Source organism: Stenotrophomonas sp. ATCM1_4, from assembly GCF_004348115.1.
GTDB classification, from domain to species: domain Bacteria; phylum Pseudomonadota; class Gammaproteobacteria; order Xanthomonadales; family Xanthomonadaceae; genus Stenotrophomonas; species Stenotrophomonas capsici.
In genome coordinates, this window is record NZ_QPFB01000001.1 from 1,746,875 (window position 1) to 1,764,462 (window position 17,588).

The 17,588-nt window shown below is 68.1% G+C and carries 10 protein-coding genes; 5 read left to right on the forward strand and 5 right to left on the reverse strand.

The genetic code is table 11. The features are described from left to right. Nucleotides 1-47: 47 nt before the first annotated feature. Entirely contained in the window at nucleotides 48-923 is an 876-nt protein-coding gene (locus ATCM_RS08090) for a methylglyoxal synthase (protein ID WP_132864034.1), read from the forward strand. A 191-nt stretch (nucleotides 924-1,114) separates the two neighbouring features. Here ATCM_RS08090 and ATCM_RS08095 read toward each other — a convergent pair whose 3' ends face one another. Together ATCM_RS08095 and ATCM_RS08100 are read right to left on the reverse strand one after the other, a co-directional pair. Then, complete coding sequence (locus tag ATCM_RS08095; protein ID WP_132864035.1) at nucleotides 1,115-4,921, reverse strand: LamG-like jellyroll fold domain-containing protein; 3,807 nt, start codon at nucleotides 4,919-4,921, stop codon at nucleotides 1,115-1,117. A 139-nt stretch (nucleotides 4,922-5,060) separates the two neighbouring features. Further along, nucleotides 5,061-7,808 (reverse strand): TonB-dependent receptor, encoded by a 2,748-nt coding sequence (locus ATCM_RS08100; RefSeq protein WP_132864036.1) that lies wholly within the window; start codon nucleotides 7,806-7,808, stop codon nucleotides 5,061-5,063. A gap of 274 nt (nucleotides 7,809-8,082) precedes the next feature. Between ATCM_RS08100 and ATCM_RS08105 the strand changes: the two genes are divergently transcribed. Together ATCM_RS08105 and eda are read left to right on the forward strand one after the other, a co-directional pair. Then, a complete protein-coding gene (locus ATCM_RS08105) occupies nucleotides 8,083-9,105 on the forward strand; it encodes a sugar kinase (protein WP_132864037.1) in 1,023 nt (340 codons plus the stop codon). Further along, nucleotides 9,092-9,730 (forward strand): bifunctional 4-hydroxy-2-oxoglutarate aldolase/2-dehydro-3-deoxy-phosphogluconate aldolase, encoded by a 639-nt coding sequence (gene eda, locus ATCM_RS08110; RefSeq protein ID WP_132864038.1) that lies wholly within the window; start codon nucleotides 9,092-9,094, stop codon nucleotides 9,728-9,730. Before ATCM_RS08105 ends, eda begins: the two co-directional genes overlap by 14 nt. Before the next feature lie 230 nt (nucleotides 9,731-9,960). On the opposite strand, the gene ATCM_RS08115 is transcribed toward eda, so the two are convergent. Continuing rightward, the gene (locus ATCM_RS08115; protein ID WP_132864039.1) at nucleotides 9,961-11,817 is read right to left on the reverse strand and encodes a sigma-54-dependent Fis family transcriptional regulator; all 1,857 of its coding nucleotides are present in this window, start codon (nucleotides 11,815-11,817) and stop codon (nucleotides 9,961-9,963) included. Nucleotides 11,818-12,060: 243 nt separating this feature from the next. Between ATCM_RS08115 and adh the strand changes: the two genes are divergently transcribed. Further along, on the forward strand, nucleotides 12,061-13,590 hold the full coding sequence (adh, locus tag ATCM_RS08120; protein WP_132864040.1) for an aldehyde dehydrogenase: 1,530 nt from the start codon (nucleotides 12,061-12,063) through the stop codon (nucleotides 13,588-13,590). 103 nt (nucleotides 13,591-13,693) lie between these two features. Then, nucleotides 13,694-14,722 (forward strand): alcohol dehydrogenase AdhP, encoded by a 1,029-nt coding sequence (gene adhP, locus ATCM_RS08125; RefSeq protein WP_132864041.1) that lies wholly within the window; start codon nucleotides 13,694-13,696, stop codon nucleotides 14,720-14,722. Between the two features lie 113 nt (nucleotides 14,723-14,835). Here the strand turns inward: adhP and ATCM_RS08130 are convergent, their stop codons facing one another. Together ATCM_RS08130 and ATCM_RS08135 are read right to left on the reverse strand one after the other, a co-directional pair. Beyond that, on the reverse strand, nucleotides 14,836-15,231 hold the full coding sequence (locus ATCM_RS08130) for a hypothetical protein (protein WP_243693978.1): 396 nt from the start codon (nucleotides 15,229-15,231) through the stop codon (nucleotides 14,836-14,838). 143 nt (nucleotides 15,232-15,374) lie between these two features. Continuing rightward, nucleotides 15,375-17,501 carry a TonB-dependent receptor gene (locus ATCM_RS08135; protein ID WP_132864042.1) on the reverse strand — a complete coding sequence of 709 codons (2,127 nt, stop codon included), beginning with the start codon at nucleotides 17,499-17,501 and terminating at the stop codon, nucleotides 15,375-15,377. Nucleotides 17,502-17,588: the final 87 nt, after the last annotated feature.

Consider the following 17,588-nt stretch of genomic DNA (forward strand, 5'->3'; position numbering starts at 1 on the left):
GAGCACGCCGTACACTAGCGGCGTCTCCCTTCCGGATGTTTCCCGTCATGCGTATCGGCCTGGCCGCCAACCGACTGCACCATGAAAGCACCGACGCGGCGCTGTTCCGTTGGCTGCGTGCCTGCGAGGGCGGCATCCGCGAACTGGGCCTGGAACTGCATGCGGTGGGCCGCACCCATGACGCCATCGTCGGCGCCGGCCCGCTGGCCGACTACCCTGCCCTGCACCGCTACCCGTATGGCCGCGAGGGCGGGTTGATGAAGCTGGTCGCCGAGGTGGTCGGCATGGGCTCGCCGGAGCGCACGCTCGATGGCGCGATCTACTTCATTGATCCGGTGGACCCGTCGTCGATCTTTCCCGAGGCCATCGCGCTCAAGCGCCAGTGCGTGATCCACGGCAAGCCCTTCATCTCGACGGTGGCCACCGCGCGTGACTGGATCGAGATGGAGCGCATCCACGCCGGCCTGGCGCCGGACCCCGGCGCGGACGACCTCAATGACTTCGGCAACCAGTGCCTGGCGTTGATCGCGCACGACGCGCGCAAGCCGCAGATGCTGGCCTTCGCCGCCGAGCACTTCGACGTGCTCTCGCAGTTCGCCGAACGCGTGGGTACCGGCACCACTGGCCAGCGCTTGAACGAGATGGCGTGGAGCCGCGGCTGGCCGCGCGAGAAGGAATGGGTGCAGCGTTTCCAGAGCGGTCCGCTCGGCGGCGATGCACAGATCGCCGACCGCGTGCTGGAGCACCGCTGCCAGCGCGCGATCTTCTTCGAGGACCCGCACGTGGCGCGCCAGCATGAGGCCGACATCCAGTTGCTGGAGCGTGCGGTAACCACCGTGACCGACGAGGCGGTGTGCATCACCGCGCCGAACATCGCCGCGCGTTGGGCCCAGGCCGCGGTGCTGCGTCGCTGGCGGGGGTGAGCGTCCCGACGGGCCGGGCTTCTCGCTGAAGCCCCTTCAAGCGACCTCTCCCCAGCCCTCCCCTTGCCTGCGGCAAAGGGAGGGGGCGGTTCTGCTTAGTGCTGTCAGTTCGCGATGAAGCCTGCTCTTGCCCCCTCCCTTTGCCATCGGCAAGGGGAGGGATTGGGGAGGGGTGCTCTTCGCGATTCTCCTCAGTTCAGCAGCAAACTGTTGTTACGCAGCGTCACTTCGCTGCCCTGCCCGTCCTGCATCACCCGCACCCGCGCGCCGCTACGGTTGAAACCTGCCGGCAACGGCAACGCCACCTGCACGGTGCGCGGCACCAGGTCCAGCGGCGCTTCCAGTGCCGGAATCGCCACCCGCGCCACTTCACGCCCGCGCGCATCCTCCAGCAGCGCATGCCCGGTGCGCGTGGCCACGTGGCCCAGGCTGTGCACGGTCAACAGCACGCGCTCGCCTTCCACGCGCAGGTCGCCGCGGCCGATGCCCAGGTCCGCACGCGTCTCCACCGGCTCGCCCGGCGTGACCAGGGTGAATTCGAACACCTGGGTCTGCTTCGGCAGGAAGCGCAGGCCGGTGCCGACGCTCTTCTCCAGCAGCACCTCGCGCACCTGTGCGGTGCCATCGATGACGCCATCCCCGTCACGATCCACGCCACTGCGGATCCGCCAGGTGCCCGGCGCGATGTTCCAACCGGTCAACGTCGCATCCTGCGGCGTGCTGCTCACGTTGTAGGCAATCACCTTGAAGGCCTCACGCGACGGCGCATGCACCGCCAGCGCCACCTGCTCCGCGCCGTCGGGCTGCGCGAACGACCAGCTCAGGGTGTGGCCCGGCCAGCTCTGGTTGCGCTTGAGCGCGATGCCGCCCAGGCGCACGCGCTGCAGGAACTCGCTGGGTGCTTCCACGCGATCACTCCACCAGTGGCCCTCGGTGTTCATGTACTCGCGCTGCGCCTTGGCCTGGATGCCATCGGCGTGCAGTTGCTGCAGGTACTTCATGTCGCCGGTCAGCTGCCAGGCGGTGATGTTGGCAAAGCCGCCGGCCCCCTTGTCGGCCTCGGCCAGCAGTTGCCTGCCCCAGTCCTGCTGGCGGCCGAGCACATCGATGTAGTTCTCGCCGAGGTTGGACAGCACGCCCGGGCCGCCACGCGCCACGCGGTAGTCCAGCCCCTTGAGGTAGCGGTCATCGCCGCTCCAGCGCCAGGCCGCCCAGAACAGGTGCATGACATCGCCACTGCCCGAGCCCTGGTTCAACTCGCCGCCGCGGGTCTTGCCGGTCGCCCAGTGGATTTCGTTGGGCAAGGCCCAGCGTCCCTTGTCGTCGGTGTAGGCATGGGCCAGGTAGCTGTCGGCCAGGCCGGTGACCAGCTTGCGACCGGTCGGGTCGGCGTTGTACTCGCCGACCAGGAACGCCGGGTGCAGCGCGGGGAACGAGTACGGCTTCTGCCACTGCCAGTTCGGCTCGCGGTAGACCTTGTTGCCGCCGTACCAGTTGCTGGAGAACAACAGGTGGCCCTGCGGATTGGGCAGGATGATGCGTTCATCGAAGGCCTTCACCGTCTCCATCAGGCGCTCCACGGTGAGCGGGTCGCCCCAGTTGAGGTACAGCATCGCGCTGTTGGTGTTGATGCCCTCCTCGTAGGCATGCAGCTCGTCGGTCTCGATCGTGCTCAGGCCATGGGAGAACATGCCGTTGCGGTACACCGCGTCGGACAACGCGGTCAGCGAGGCGTTGAGCTTGTCCGGCTGCACGCCCATCAGGGCCAGCCCCGGCCACTGCTGGGTCAGGTCGGAATCGTCGGAGATGCCACCGCCGAAATCGCCGTACGCCACCTGCCGTTCGTCGATCCACCAGTCGACGAAGCGGCGCACGTGCTTGAGGTCCTCGAGCTGGTTGAACGCCCACGCCGGCACGCCCTTCGGCGCTTGCGGTGTGGTGAACGGCGGCCTGCCCTGGCTGTTGTAGCTGATGTAGTTCCAGTACAGGCGGCCGAGCGCATGGTCCGGGTCCACCCGCAGCAGGTCACTGAGGTCGGCGTAGACGCGCGCGTAAAGGCGCTGCCGCTTGGAGGTGGTGTGCTCCTCGACCAGGAAGCCCCAGTTGTCGCGCACCTGGTTGAAGCGGTCGGCGACGTGCTCCTTGATCGCCTCCTTGCGGTCCTTGAAGACCAGGCGCACTTCGGCCCCGTCCAGCGAGGTGGCGTTGAAGCCCGGTGCGGCCGAGGCGATCGACAGCCACAGGCTGTCGGCGGTGAGGATGCGATCACGCAGGTCCAGCCACAGCGTGCGGGCCTGGCCCGGCTTCACCGACACCGAGACGTCGATCATGTCGCGCGCCGGCCAGATCGGGTCCTTGATGCGGATGTTGAGCGGGATCACCTTCCCGTCCGGGCCGTCATGCGTGGCCGGCAGGTCGAGCGCGGGGATGTCGATGGCCACGCCATCCAGGCCGTCGTGCATGTTCTCCCAGCTGTAGGCCCAGCTGCGGATCAGCGGCTGCGCCGCCGGCGCATCGCCCACCCCGGAGGGGATCAGCACGTGCACGATCGGTGCCGGCGTGGATGGCAACGTGTCGGCGCCACGCTTGCGTGCGCCCGCCCCTTTGGGCAGCGCCATCACCGTGCTGCGCTCATCGGCGGCGAAGCGGCCGTCGATGTAGTCGCGCAGGGTGGCGATGTTGGTGTAGTCCGGCAGCACGCTGCTGTCGATCAGGTAGCGCTGCTTGACCGTGCCTTCCGGCTCGGCTGCGTCGCTGACGTGGTAGCCCCAGAGTTCCTGGATCGGCGTCTCCTGCTCCAGGTTGCTGAAGTGCAGCACCCCGCCGCGCTGCTCGGCGAAACCGTCCACGCTGCGCACCACGCCCTTGGGGCGGGTTAACAGGGTGCCGGCGGTGCCGGCCAGCGTGCCGAACGCCGCGCCGCGGATCTCCACGCGGTTGATGCGTTCGCCTTCGGGTACGGTCAGGTCCAGCCGCTGCCCGCCTTCGACGTAGGTGTTCCAGTCCGGCAGCTGGAAGTAGTCATTGCGCCCGGGCAGGCGCGAGCGGTTGTAGACGCCGGGCCAGGTCGTCTCGGCGATGCCGTCGGTGCCCTTCCACATCCACTGCTGCTTGTCCTTGACGTCGGCGAACTCGACCTTGCGGACCGTGGTCACCGGCGTGGACAGCAACGGCGGTGGCGCGCCATCCCAACCGTGGCGGTGCCACCACGCGCGTTGCGAACCGGTCCCCTCCCCGGCGATGCGCGGCTCGGCATTGCGGGCCAATGCAGCGACGGCGGTGACATCGAGCAGGCGGTCGTAGACGCGGATCTCGTCGACGTCGCTGCCGCGCAGGAAGTTGTAGCGACTCTGTACCTGGTAGGGCGCCATCACCCGCCCGGCCAGGCCGAACTGGTCCAGCGCCGCGTCATAGTCACCGGTGGTTTCGGCGCGCGCCACTTCGCGGCCATCCACGAACAGCCTCACGCCGTGGTCCTCGTCCCAGCCGAAGGCGATGTGCTGCCACTGCTCGGGACGGGGGATGTGGTCGAGCTTGAACGAGACACGGGTACGCGCCAAGTTGGCGTCGGTGACGAAGGCGTCGAAGCCCTGCCCGTTCCAGTCGATGCGCAGCCAGGCCATGTCCCAGCTGCTGTGGTCGGCGTAGCCGACGCGGAAGATCACGAACGGCGCCTCACCCACCGCGTAGCGCGCGCGCCAGAAGAACGACAAGGTGCCGCGCGCGGCCTGGATGTTGCCCGGCGCGTTCCAGGACAGCACGCCGTCGTCCTGCCATTGGATGGCGCGTCCGTGCGCGCCGTCATCGACCAGGCTCACCTTGTCCTGGAAGTTCGGTACCGGGTCGCCCTGGGCGCTGTCGGCGACGAAACCGTTGTCGGCCGATACGCGGAACAGCATGCCCGGCGAAGAAGCCCGCGCTACCACCGGGAGAGCAGCAAGCAGCGCGGAAGCCAGGAGCAACGGGGGCAGTACGGAAACAATGGAGCGTGGGGACATCGGGCGTCTCTTGGAAGCATGCAGCGGCGGAACGGTTCCGCATGCGGGGGGCCAAGTTAGCGACGCCAACGCGTCTTCACATCCTGCGTCGCACCATCATTGCCCCGCCCCGGTCTTGCACCGGGGCGGGTTTGCAGCATCAGAACTTGTAGCGCAGGCCCAGTGTGTACTGGCGCCCGGTCTCGCTGTACTCCAGCGGCAGCGACACCGAGGGGTTGGACACCCACGACTCCTGTGCCTCGTTGGTCAGATTGGCGCCTTCCAGGCTGATCTCCAGCTGGTCGCTGATGCGGTAACGGATCGAGGCATCGAGGAAGGTGGTGCCGCTCTGGCCGTGCACGCCTTGGGCAGCGCTGTTGAAGCCGGCCTCGGTGCCCGGTACCTGGATCAGGTAGTCGTCACGGTTGGTGGCCGAGACACGCCCGGACCAGCGCTCGCCTTCGTAGAACAGCGTGGCATTCCACGCGTTCTTCGACAGGCCGGTGAGGTCGGTCTTCTGCGCCGCGGCGCCGGAGCTGGTCAGGTACTGGATCTTGGATTCGACGTAGGTGTAGTTGAGCTGCATGCCCAGGTTCGACCACTTGCCCGGCAGGAAGGTGAACGGCTGGGTGTAGTTGAACTCCACGCCGGTCAGGTCACCGCCCGGGGTGTTGATCGGCACGGTGAACACGAACTCGTCGGTGACGCTGGCGGTGGTGCCATCGAGCAGGTTGGCCGGCAGGCCGCTCTGCGAATAGATGCGGCTTTCGCGGGTGTTCTGGATGAAGCTCTCGATGTCCTTGTAGAACACCGCCACGCCCAGCATCGCACCGGCGTTGAAGTACCACTCGAAGCCCAGGTCGGCGGTCTTGGCACGGATCGGGTCGAGCATCGGGTTACCGCCGCTCACCGTGCGGGCACTGCCGCTGACATTGACCGTCACGCCGGGAGTCAGGCTGCCCAGGCCCGGACGCGACATCACCTTGGCCGCGCCGAAGCGGACCAGGAAGTCCGGGGTGATCTCCGCCACCAGGTTCAGCGACGGCAGGAAGTCGTTGTACTCGCGGCCGACCGTGGTGCTGATCGGCGTGCCGCTCGCGGTGGCCACGCCTGTGGAGCTCTGCTTGGTCTTCACGTAACGGGCACCGATGTTGCCCGATACCGGCACCGAGCCGATGTCGAAGCCGAACGTGCCCATCAACCAGGCGCCGCGGTCCTGCTCGGTGACGCTGCGCATGCTGGCCGCGTAATCGACCAGGGCGTAGTCGCCGGTGCCGTTGAGGATGCCGTAGGCATTGACGATGGCGTCGAAGTTGGGGACCACCCACTTGCCCGGCGAGCCGCTCATGCCCTGCAGGCTGGCCTGCTCGGTCATGTCAGCCGGCACGATCTTGCTGCCGTTGAAGGTCGGCACGTTGGTCTCGGTGGCGGCACGGCGGCGTTCGATCGAATCGAAGCGGAAATTCTTGGCCTGGATGCCGCCTTCCAGCGTGAACGACGGCGCGATGGCCCAGGAGAATTCAAGCTGGCCGTTGTCGAAGTCGTTGGAAACGTAGTTCTGGCGCAGGCGCACGGTGGACAGCGTCCAGCCGTTCGGGTCGGTCGGATCGATACCGTAGTTGAACACCGGCTTGTTGGCGTTGCCACGGTAGTCGTAGCTGTAGCCCTTGACGTTGAGCTTGTCCATCATGATCGTGGCCTGGATCGGGTTCTCGTGCTTGGAGCGCGAGGTGCCGACCTTGCCGGTGATCGTGAAGTTGTCGCTCAGGCGGTGCTCGCCGTCCAGGCTGACCTGGTAGAACTCGGTGCTCCACTCGTCGTGGCGGTTCTCGGCGCGGATGTCGACGTTGTCCATCTGCGCATAGACCAGCGCGCCGTTGCGCACCTCGCCATCATTGACCAGGATTTCCTTCTTGCCGTCGTTGCTGGACTTGCTCAGGCCATTGGCCTCGATGTACTTCTCGTCGCGCTTGGCGTCGATCTTGGAGTACAGCGCATCCAGGCTGAAAGTGGTGCGGTCACTGGGCTTGAACTGCAGCGCGCCGGTCACGCCCAGGCGTTTCTGGTCATGCTCCATCAGCGTGTAGCGCGGGAAGCGCGGCGAGTATACGTCCGCACGCAGTGCATCCTTGAACGCGGAGGCCGGGTTGAAGCCACCGTTGGTATTGCCACCGGCCCAACGCACGGTGCCGGTGCCCTCTTCCACCGTCTCGCGCTCGGAATACGCCACCGACAACAACGCGCCGAACTTGCCGTCGGCCCAGTTGTTGGAAATCAGGCCGGCGAAGCGCGGCATCGCCGACTGCGAGGCATCGTTGTAGCCGGCCTGCACGTTGCCGACGATGGTCAGGCCGTCGTAGTCGAACGGACGCGCGGTGCGCAGGTCGACGGTAGCGCCCAGCGAGCCCTCTTCCACGTCGGCCGAGGCGGTCTTGCGCGCGATCAGCTGCGAGAACAGGTCCGAGGCGAACACGTTGAAGTCGAAGCCGCGGCCGCGGTTGGTGCCGCCCTGGCCATCGCTGCTGCCGACCGTGCTCAGCGCTTCCAGGCCGTTGATGCGCACGCGGGTGAAGTCCGGGCCCAGGCCGCGCACCGAGATGTTGCGGCCTTCGCCGCCGTCACGGGTGATCACCACGCCGGGGATGCGCTGCAGCGATTCGGCCAGGTTGCTGTCCGGGAACTTGCCGATGTCCTCGGCGACGATGGCATCGACCATGCCGGTTTCGCCGCGCTTGATGTCCAGGGCCTTCTCGACGCTGGCGCGGTAGCCGGTGACGGTCACCGCATCCAGTTCGGTCGCCGCGGTACCCGCGTCCTGGGCGGCGGCGGTGCCGGCCTGCAGAGCCAGGCCGATGCCCAGCGCGAGCAAGGTAACCGGTGTCTTTTTTGATGCGTTACGTGGATCCATGTGCTTCCCCTCTCCAAGGTCTACATGCGAATCGGCTGATCGTTATGTACTGCTGAGCGCGGATGACACCGCTAGTCAAAATGGAAAGTAACAGCTGCGTGAAGGCGGGGCATCTTGCACTGCAACAGGCCGCAAGACCCTTGCAATACCTTGTCCCAAGGACATTCCCGCCCATTGCGGCGACGGGACAGGAGGACAGAAACGGTGAAATGACACCGATAGCCAATTTCCCGTGCCATGATGCGCGCCGGTTCGACGATGAGCAGGAGTCCCGATGAATTCCCCCCGCGTTGTCTGTTTCGGTGAGCTGCTGCTGCGGCTGGGCGCCCCCGGCCACCAGCTGCTGCTGCAAAGCCCTTTCCTGGAGGTGCACTGCGGTGGCGCCGAAGCCAATGTCGGCGTGTCGCTGGCCCACTTCGGCCATGACGTGGCCATGGTCAGCGTGGTCGCCGACAACCCGCTCGGTGCGGCGGTCACCGGCGAGCTGCGCCGCCACGGCGTGGACACCGGCCGGGTGCGCCGCGCCGAAGGCCGCATGGGCCTGTACTTCCTGACCACCGGTGCCGGCCATCGTCCCAGCGAAGTGGTGTACGACCGCGCCGATTCGGCCTTCGCCAGCGCGCGCGCCGACAGCTACGACTGGCCGGCGCTGCTGCAGGGCGCGCAGTGGCTGCACCTGTCCGGGGTGAGCCCGGCACTGGGGCCGGAGGCGGCGCAGGCCACGCTCGACGCCGCGCGCGCGGCCTGCGCGCTGGGCATCAAGGTCTCCTTCGACGGCAACTTCCGGCCCAAGCTGTGGGAACGTTGGGGCGGGGACGCCAAGGCGATCCTGCGCGACCTGTTCGACTGCGCGCACATCGTGTTCGCCGACTACCGTGACATCGGCGTGGTGCTGGGCGGCGAGTTCGCGCAGGCCGACGCGCAGGCGCGCGTGGACGCGGCCGCGGCGATGGCCTTCGCCGCCTTCCCGCGCCTGCAGTACATGGCCTGCACGCAGCGCACCGCGCACAGCGTGGGCCACCATTCGATCGGTGCGATGCTGCTCGGCCGCGATGGCACGCGCGCGCTCGCACCGGTCGAGGAGCTGACCGATATCATTGACCGCATCGGCGGTGGCGACGCGTTCGCTGCGGGCGTGCTGCACGGGTTGATCGAGGGCCTGGATGCCGACACCACCCTTCGCTTCGGCCTGGCGGCCGGTTGCCTGAAGCACTCGATCCCCGGTGATTTCAACCCGGTCGGCGTGGCCGACGTGATGGCCCTGATGGGCGAAGGAAAATTCGATGTCCGGCGCTGATCCGCGCGTCCGCGCAGTGCTCAAACTGGCCCCGGTGATCCCGGTGTTCACCCCCGGGAACGTGGACGATGCGGTGCAGGTGGCGCATGCCTTGTTCCGTGGCGGGCTGCCGGTGATCGAGGTGACGTTGCGCACGTCCATCGCGCTGGACGCGATCAAGGCGATGGTCGAGGCGGTGCCCGATGCGGTGGTGGGCGCCGGCACGGTGCTGAGCGCGGCGCAGATGGAACAGGTCAAGGCGGTTGGCGGCCGCTTCGCGGTATCGCCGGGCGCCACCGACCGGCTGTATGCCGCCGCGCGCGACACCGACCTGCCGTTGCTGCCGGGCGTGGCCACCTCCTCGGAGCTGATGCGCGGGCTGGAGCAGGGCCTGGATACGTTCAAGTTCTTCCCCGCGGTGCAGGCCGGTGGTGCGGCCATGCTCTCGGCCTGGAACGGCCCGTTCGGCGACGTGCGCTTCTGCCCGACCGGCGGCATCAGCGCGCAGACCGCCGCGCAGTTCCTGCACCTGCCCAACGTGCTGTGCGTGGGCGGCAGCTGGCTGACCACCCGTGAGCTGCTGCAGGCCCGCGACTGGGCCGGCATCGAGCAGTTGGCGCGACAGGCGTCGGTGTTGCCGGGTTGATTGGAAGACGGGGCAGGGCGCTTCCCCCTCCCCAACCCTCCCCTTGGCTGCGCCAAAGGGAGGGGGCGGTCATGCGAGGTCTTTCAGATAGCAGCGATTGCCGCTTTTGCTCCCTCCCTTTGGCACAGCCAAGGGGGTGAAGAGGGGCGTTTGCACGCCACGGGCGTGCGACCCGATGAACGCCCGAGGCTGTGCCGCAGGGCCGGACGGGTTGGGGAGGGGTCTGGCTCCTAAAGCTTCAACCGCCGATACAACGTACTGCGATTCACCCCCAGCCGCTTCGCCGCCTGGCTGACATTGCCATCGCACGCCGCCAGCGCCTGGCGCATCACCTCCAGCGTCATCTCCTGCAGGCTGCCATCGCCGGCCGGGACGACGGCAGGCGTGGGCACCACAAGCAGATATTCCGGCAAGCACTCCGCCGCGATCACCGCGGTCGGCTCGCTCAACGCCACCAACGTGCGCAGGCAGGCCACCAGTTGCCGCAGGTTGCCCGGCCAGTGGTAGGCCGCCAGCTTCTGCAGGGCCTGGTCCGACAACGTGCGCTGTTGCGCCAACGGCGCCCATAGCGCCTGCACCAGCGCGGTACGGTCCGCTTCCTCGCGCAACGCCGGCAAGCGCATCACGTGGTCGGCGATGCGGTAGTACAGGTCCGAACGGAAACGACCTTCATCCATCGCCTGCTGCAGGTCGCAATGCGTCGCGCAGACCAGCATGAAATCCAGCTTGACCGGCTTGCCGCCCCCCAGCGGTGACAGTTCGCGGTCCTGCAGCACCCGCAGCAGGCGTGGCTGCAGGGCCAGTGGCATGTCACCGATCTCGTCCAGGAACAACACGCCGCCCTGTGCCTGGCGCAGCAGGCCCGGGCTGCCCTGGCGACGCGCGCCGGTGAAGGCGCCTTCCTCGTAGCCGAACAGCTCGGCCTCGATCAATCCTTCCGGCAGCGCTGCGCAGTTCACCGCGACGAACGGCTTGCCGGCACGGCTGCCACGCGCATGCAGCGCGCGCGCCGCAACCTCCTTGCCAGTGCCGGTCTCGCCCTGCAGCAACACCGGCAGACCGGCCTCCAGCACGCGGCCGGCGCGCGCCAGCTGCTGTTCCTGCGCCGCACTGAATACCGTGCCGGCCGCCGGCAAGGGCAGGGCGGGGCGCGCCTGCGGCACCGGCACGGATACCGCCTGCGCACGCGCCACGCGCGCCGCCGACGCCTCCAGTTGGCCGTGCAGGATGCGGCCACTACGGTCCTGCAGCATGCCGTCATCGCGCATGCGCGACAGCGGTGCATCGAACAATGCCTCATACGAGGCGCGGCCGATGTCACCACGCTCCAGCCCGAACAGGCGCAAGCCCACGCCGTTGGCCGCCACCAACCGTCCATTGCGGAAACCGAGCACCCCTTCACCGGCGGTCCCCAGCAGCGCGCGGTCGTGGTGCAGGCGCAGCAGCTCGCAGCTGTCCATGCCGTTCTCGAAGAAGCGGTGCTCGATGCGATTAGCCGCCAACCGCGCCAGGCCCAGCGCATGCATCTGCTGCACGCTGGCCGGTCCGGTGAAATCCAGCACGCCGACCAGTTGCCCATGCGGGTCATGGATGGGCGTGGCCGCGCAGCTGAGGATGCCGTGCGGTGCGAAGAAGTGCTCGCCGCCGCGCACCTCGATGGCCCGTCCTTCGACGATGGCGGTGCCGATGGCATTGGTGCCCACCGCCGCTTCGCTCCAGCACACGCCGGGCATCAACGCGACGCGGCCGGCCCTGTCCAGGAAACCGGCATTGCCCTCGGCATTGAGTATCCAACCGGATTCGTCGGTGAGCAGCACGATGCTGTCGGTGCTGGCGGCATGCGCGGCCAGGCCATCGAGCTCGGCCCGCGCCAGGTGCCACAGGCGCTCGTGGCGCTCGCGCAGTTCACGCAGGTTGGCACCGGGCAGCGGTTCCAGCTGCGGCTGCGCATCGACCGCCAGGCCGCTGCGCTGGCAACGTCGCCACGATTGCAGGATGGCATCGGGCACGGTGCCGACGGGCAGGGTGCCCCGCTCGAAGAACGAACGCCGGGCGTTGCCCACGCGGTGTTGCGGTAGCTGTGCCATGGAAACTCCTGTGTCGCAGATTGCGACAGGTGTCCGTTTGCCTGTTCCGATTAACAGCACAGTGCCGCGGCCACTGCAACGTCCGGGGCTGATGCGGCGCAACACCGGCCGCCCCGCGGCGCCGTCCCGGCGGCATTTGCCGCGTGCGGCAACGCAGCACGGCGAAGTTGGCACTGCTCTTGCGCCTTGCAGGGACCACCGCCGCGCGCGGTCCATCCCATTGCTGATCCCGGAGATGCACGCATGAACGCAGTCCTGTCCACCAAGCCCATGGCCACCGACCCGCAGTCGCTGTTCAAGCCCCGCTATGGCAACTACATCGGCGGCCAATGGGTGGCGCCGCGCAGCGGCCAGTACTTCGACAACATCACCCCGGTCACCGGCAGGGTGTTCACCCAGGTGGCGCGCTCCAACGCCGAGGACATCGAACTGGCACTGGATGCCGCGCATGCCGCCAAGGACGCCTGGGGCAAGACCTCCAGCACCGAGCGCGCCAACCTGCTCAACCGCATCGCCGACCGCATCGAGCAGAACCTGGAGCTGATCGCCCACGCCGAGACCTGGGACAACGGCAAGCCGATCCGTGAAACGCTCAACGCCGACGTGCCGCTGATGGCCGACCACTTCCGCTACTTCGCCGGTGCCCTGCGCGCGCAGGAAGGCAGCCTGTCGCAGCTGGACGAGGACACCGTGGCCTACCACTTCCACGAGCCGCTCGGCGTGGTCGGGCAGATCATCCCGTGGAACTTCCCGCTGCTGATGGCCGCCTGGAAGCTGGCCCCGGCGCTGGCCGCCGGCAACTGCGTGGTGCTCAAGCCGGCCGAACAGACCCCGGCCTCGATCCTGGTGCTGATGGAGATCATCGGCGACCTGCTGCCGCCGGGCGTGCTCAACATCGTCAATGGCTTCGGCCTGGAGGCCGGCAAACCGCTGGCCAGCAGCCCGCGCATCGCCAAGATCGCCTTCACCGGCGAAACCGGCACCGGCCGGCTGATCATGCAGTACGCCAGCCAGAACCTGATCCCGGTGACGCTGGAGCTGGGCGGCAAGTCGCCCAACATCTTCTTCGCCGACGTGATGGCCGAGGACGATGACTTCCTGGACAAGGCGGTGGAAGGCTTCGTGATGTTCGCCTTCAACCAGGGCGAGGTGTGCACCTGCCCGTCGCGTGCGCTGATCCAGGAGTCGATCTACGAGAAGTTCATGGAGCGCGCGTTGGCACGCGTGGCGGCGATCGTCCAGGGCAACCCGCTGGACCCCAACACCATGGTCGGCGCGCAGGCCTCGAAGGAGCAGCTGGACAAGATCCTGTCCTACATCGAGATCGGCAAGGCCGAAGGCGCGCAGGTGCTGATCGGCGGCGAGCAGAACACCTTGCACGGTGGCCTGGAGGGCGGCTTCTACGTCAAGCCGACCGTGTTCAAGGGCCGCAACGACATGCGCGTGTTCCAGGAGGAGATCTTCGGGCCGGTGGTCTCGGTGACCACCTTCAAGACCGAGGAAGAAGCCCTGCAGATCGCCAACGACACGCTCTACGGGCTCGGTGCCGGGCTGTGGAGCCGCGATGCCTCGCGCCTGTACCGGATGGGCCGCGCCATCCAGGCCGGGCGGGTGTGGACCAACTGCTACCACGCCTATCCGGCGCATGCCGCGTTCGGGGGCTACAAGCAGTCGGGCATCGGCCGCGAGAACCACAAGATGATGCTCGACCACTATCAGCAGACCAAGAACCTGCTGGTCAGCTATTCACCGAAGAAGCTGGGCTTCTTCTGACTCCACATGCCCGGCACGCCAACGTGCCGGGCGTGATCACGATCAATGCGCCGGACATGGGCCGGCGTCAGAGTAGGGCTATCCCCCAGTAAGGAGATCGACGATGGACAAGACGATGAAAGCTGCGGTGGTTCGTGAATTCGGCAAGCCGCTGACCATCGAGGAAGTCCCGGTGCCGCGCCCGGCCGCCGGTGACATCCTGGTCAAGATCGAAGCCTGTGGCGTCTGCCACACCGACCTGCACGCCGCCGAAGGCGACTGGCCGGTCAAGCCCAACCCGCCCTTCATCCCCGGCCATGAAGGCGTTGGCCACGTGGTGGCGGTGGGTGCCGGCGTCACCCACGTGAAGGAAGGCGACCGCGTCGGCGTGCCGTGGCTGTACTCGGCCTGTGGCTACTGCGAGCACTGCCTGGGCGGCTGGGAAACCCTGTGCGAGAGCCAGCAGAACACCGGCTACTCGGTCAACGGTGGCTTCGCCGAGTACGCGCTGGCCAACGCCGGCTATGTCGGCCACCTGCCGGCCAACGTCGGCTTCGTCGAGATCGCCCCGGTGCTTTGCGCGGGTGTCACCGTGTACAAGGGCCTGAAGATGACCGACACCAAGCCCGGCGACTGGGTGGTGATTTCCGGGGTTGGCGGGTTGGGCCACATGGCGGTGCAATATGCCAAGGCGATGGGCCTGAACGTGGCCGCGGTGGACGTGGACGAGGCCAAACTGACCCTGGCCAAGCGCCTGGGCGCCACCGTCACCGTCAATGCCCGTACCACCGACCCGGCGGCATTCCTGAAGAAGGAGATCGGCGGTGCCCATGGTGCGCTGGTCACGGCGGTCTCGCCGAAGGCCTTCGAGCAGGCGCTGGGCATGGTGCGGCGTGGCGGCACGGTATCGCTCAACGGCCTGCCGCCGGGCGATTTCCCGCTCAACATCTTCGGCATGGTGCTCAACGGCGTGACCGTGCGCGGCTCCATCGTCGGCACCCGCCTGGACCTGCAGGAATCGCTGCAGTTCGCCGCCGACGGCAAGGTCGCCGCGACGGTGAGCACCGACACGCTGGAGAACATCAACGACGTGTTCGCGCGCATGCGCGCCGGTGCCATCGAAGGCCGCGTGGTGCTGGATTTCAGCGCCTGATGCATTGCCCCCGCCTGCGCCGAAGGTGCAGGGGAGGATGGAAGCCATGAACACCCCTCCCTTGGGCGCAGCCCAGGGGAGGGCCGGGGAGGGGTCGCTTTGAGCTTTCTCCCTCAGCCCGCCCGCACGTGCACCGCGGCGGTCGGCATCCGATCCAGCGCCAGCCACGCATCCTCGATCACCCCGCGCACCTTCTCCCAGCCCAGCCGCGATTCACCACGGCTCTGCTCCCAGTGCGCGGCCAGCTCGGCTTCGGTGTCGGCACTGCCGCGCGGCCAATCCGCAGCGTGCGTGACCAGCGCGAAGGCATAGGCCGGCTGCAGGTCACGCCAGCGCAGTGCGCCACGACGGCGACGCGCGTAGTCATCCAGGCTGTACTGCACGAAGTCCTGCGCCACCTCGTCGGCGGCATGCGCGCTGCGCTGCAGTCGCCCGCGCCGGATCACGCTCGGATCAGCCCGAAACAACGTCGGGGCGGGGCGGTGTTCGACACGGTCAGGGCGGTACATGGCACGACCCTCCTCCTGCGGGGCAGCCACAATTACGCCCCCTCCCGTCAGTTCGCCGTGAGCTGGCTGTTAGCGAACAGTGAGAGACGGCCGGTGAATGGGGCAGGGCAGAGCGGGGCCCTGGACGGCTGCCCGCCGCAGGCTCAGGAACCCCGGTCCCACAACCATTGCAGCCCCAGCGTGACGCCGCGGTCCGGTCCCGGCTCGTAGTAGCGCAGGTTGCCGTCGTTGACGATGACCGAGCCGATGTAGCGCTGGTCCAGCACGTTGTCCACGCGCGCGAACACCCGCAGCGGGCCGCGCGTGGTCGGCCATTCCCGTGCCGCCTCCAGGTTCAGCAGGGCATAGCCCGGTGCGCGCGCATCGGCCAGGTCGTTGACCACCATGTCGCTGGCCGCGACCACTTCGGCAGCCCACTGCCATGCCCCCGGCTGCCACTGCCAACGCGCGGACAGCTGCTGGCGCGGCACGCCCGGCAGGCGGCTGCCGGGCGCCACCCGGTTGGTCGGTACCCGGCATGGCGCGGGCAGGCCGGTGCAGGTCAGGTAGCCGTCACGCACGCTGGCCTGCAGCCAGGTCCAGGCCAACTGCAGGTGCTGGCTTTCGCCGATCGGCTGCTGCCATCCCAGCTCCACGCCCTGGCGGCGGGTGGCGCCGATGTTGCGGTAGCTGCTGCGCCCACCGCTGTTGGTCGCCACCGCCAGTTCGTCATCGGTATCGGCGCGGAACAGCGCCAGTTCCAGGCGCGCCCCGCTCTGTGCACGCCACTTGGCGCCCAGTTCGTAGTTGCGGCTGGTCGAGGAGGACAGGTCCAGCGCCATCCCCGCACCGCCATCGGCACGGTAACCCAGCTCATTGAAGGTGGGGCTCTCGAAGCCGCGGCCCGCCGAGGCGTACAAGCGCAGGCCGTCATTGGCGCGGAACACCAGTCCGCCGACCGGCGTGGTCGCCGCATAGTCGCGGCGGCCGCTGTCATCCGGGTTGCCGGCGGTGAGGTAGTGGTCCTGCGAGCGGAACCGCACCTGCGTATGCCGCGCACCGACCAGCGCCGACCAGCGCGGGCTGAACTGCCACCACGCCTGCGCGAACTGGTCCACGTTCTGCACCTGGTCGCGCTGGTCACGGCGCAACCGGCCCTTGATGCCGTAGGTGGTGCCGATGAAGTTCTCGTAGCCGGTGCGGTGCTGGCGCTGGCGGTCGGCATTGGCGCCGAGCACCAGCTCCAATGGCCGGCCGGCAAGCGCGCCATGCCAGGCCCAGCGCGCGTCCACGCCGCCGTAGTTGCCGTCCAGGTCGATCACGCCGCCGGAATGCAGCGGGTTGCCCTGGGTCGCCGGCGGGATCGCCAGGAACTGTTCGACCGCACGCTGCCCGGCATAGCCCATCAAGCGCCAGGTCTGGTGTCCCCGGTCCAGCGTGTAGACCAGCCCGGCCTGGTTCTGCCGCACCGATTTGCGGGTGTCGTACTGGGAGGCGACCGCCGTGGCCTGGTGTGGATCGGCCTGCACCTGCGCACGGGTCAGGCCCAGCGGGTCCTGCGCGTGCGGGGCATCGAAGCCGTTGAGCAGCAGGTCCAGGCGCTGCCCCGGGGCCAGCACAAACCCCAACCGCGCCGCGAGCGACTCCCGTCGCGCCGCACTGTGGTCACGCCAGCCATCGGTGCGGAAGTGGTTGACTGCCACGTTGTAATGCATCGCCCCCGTCTTGCCCTTGAGCTGCACGCCGGTGCTGGCGCTGCCATTGCTGCCGGCGCTGCTACGCAGCCGCCACGGGTCACCGGCCTGGCCATCGGCGCTCCACAGCTGCAGCACGCCACCGGAAGAGTTGCCATGCAGCGCCGAGAACGGACCGCGCAGCACCTCGATGCGGTCCGCGCCGAGCAGGCTGAAATGCGACAGTTGGCCTTGCCCATCGGGCATCGTCGCCGGCACCCCATCGACCAGCAGGCGCACGCCTCGCACGCCGAAGGTGGAGCGCGCGCCAAAGCCGCGGATCGACAGCTGGGTGTCCTGGGCAAGGTTCTGGCGTTCGCGCGCCGACAGGCCCGGCACGCCGCCCAGCGCTTCGCCCACCAGCGCGCCGCGGCCATTGCCAGCAGTACCCACGTCCACCGTGGTGCTGGAGGCGGGCAATTCGAAGTCATCCACCGCATGCACCTTGGCCGCCTGTACCTCCACGGCACGCAGGGTTTCCGGCACCGGTTCGGCGGCGTGGACGGGATCGGCAAGAAACAGGCCGGAAACGATCAGGAACGGGGCAGGGGTGCGCATCCGTTCATGATCGCGCAGGTGGTGCCTGCGACGCGTGCATGACTGCCGCTGTAGTTCCAACTGAAATCCTCCGGCCATCACGGCGCC